Here is a 1,072-nt window from a genome sequence, read left to right as displayed (position 1 = left end):
CTCGTTGGCAGAGAGGAGGTTCGCCGCGGCGCCGCCCTTCGCGACGGCGCCGTAGAACGTGGTCGACTCGACGACCAGGTGGACGATGCCGAGGAACGTCGTCCACGCTGACTCGTCCGTGCTAGTCGCGTCACTTCCGAGATGGTTGGTGAGGCAGAATCGGCATTTCGTCTGTCCGTCCGGGACTGACGCCCCACAGGACCGGCACTCGCCGTCGGTGGTCGTCGGCGCATCAGGGTAGCCCCCAGCGCTCGTCGCAACGCGTTGCCGCCGGGGGTCACCTTCGTACTCGTCGTCCAGCCTCGTGTCCGGAACGTGGGACGCCTCACCGGTTGGCCGCAGTTCCTCGAAATCCAGATAGCGATCACGCATCGGTTGGTGTGGTTTGTCTCGATTTCGTATTTCAATTTCAGGGCCAGTAGTCCGCCCTGTCTCTCGTTTGAGTATGGCCCATGAACAATCTCATGCGAACATCTTATACTTCATGAGAAAGTAGATGGGAGTAGTAACGGGGGTCCCAATGAGCAGCAACGACACCAAGCACGTGCAAACGGAACTGAACGAGGACGAATACGAACGCTTCCAGGAGTTCGCGCGAGAGCACGGCCTCTCGCTCAAAGAAGCCGGCCACGAGGCGCTGGTCGAGTGGGTCGAACGCCAACAGCAAGCCGACCCCAACGACCCGGCGTTCACAGTCCTCGACGACCTCGAGGACGATTCGCTCCCAGTGTCGGCGGCGACGGATGCCCGCGAGGAAGACGATATCGTCGAGGAGTGGGATGGCAGCGACGAATCGTTCACGCTCGCTGATGACCCATCTGCGCAATCCTGAATTTGGATGGCTGAACCAGTCGAAACCCCGATTGGGACGATCTCACCCGAGCATTTTCGCCCGGGGCACGTCCGCCATCAGGTCGTCGTCGGGCCGAAGTTCCTGTACGCATTATTCAACCCAGAAGATCAGATGCACGCAGTCTCGCGGGCGTTCATGACCTTTGTCCGCGACGGCGACCTCCCCTATCGTCGCCTCATCGTCAACGATCACATCGTCGACGAGGCTGCCACACGGCTG

The 1,072-nt window shown here is 60.8% G+C and carries 1 protein-coding gene and 2 pseudogenes; 2 read left to right on the top strand and 1 reads right to left on the bottom strand.

Annotated features, from left to right (window positions below; all coding sequences use genetic code 11):
- Positions 1-372, bottom strand: a pseudogene (locus EP28_RS11565) (hypothetical protein); the annotation flags it as partial.
- A gap of 148 nt (positions 373-520) precedes the next feature.
- Between EP28_RS11565 and EP28_RS14285 the strand changes: the two are divergent.
- Together EP28_RS14285 and EP28_RS14280 are read left to right on the top strand one after the other, a co-directional pair.
- Positions 521-832, top strand: a complete 312-nt coding sequence (locus tag EP28_RS14285) for a hypothetical protein (protein WP_049984169.1) — start codon at positions 521-523, stop codon at positions 830-832.
- Between the two features lie 6 nt (positions 833-838).
- Positions 839-1,072 (top strand): annotated as a pseudogene (locus EP28_RS14280) (nuclease); the annotation flags it as partial.

The sequence above is a fragment of the Halorubrum sp. BV1 genome, assembly GCF_000746205.1.
Classification (GTDB): Archaea; Halobacteriota; Halobacteria; order Halobacteriales; family Haloferacaceae; genus Halorubrum.
Note: the sequence above shows the minus strand (reverse complement) of the source record. Positions and strands in the feature narration are given on the sequence as shown.

Coding starts and splice junctions, on each gene's coding strand:
- EP28_RS14285 (WP_049984169.1), top strand. CDS start 521: ATGAGCAGCAACGACACCAAGCACGTGCAAACGGAACTGAACGAGGAC.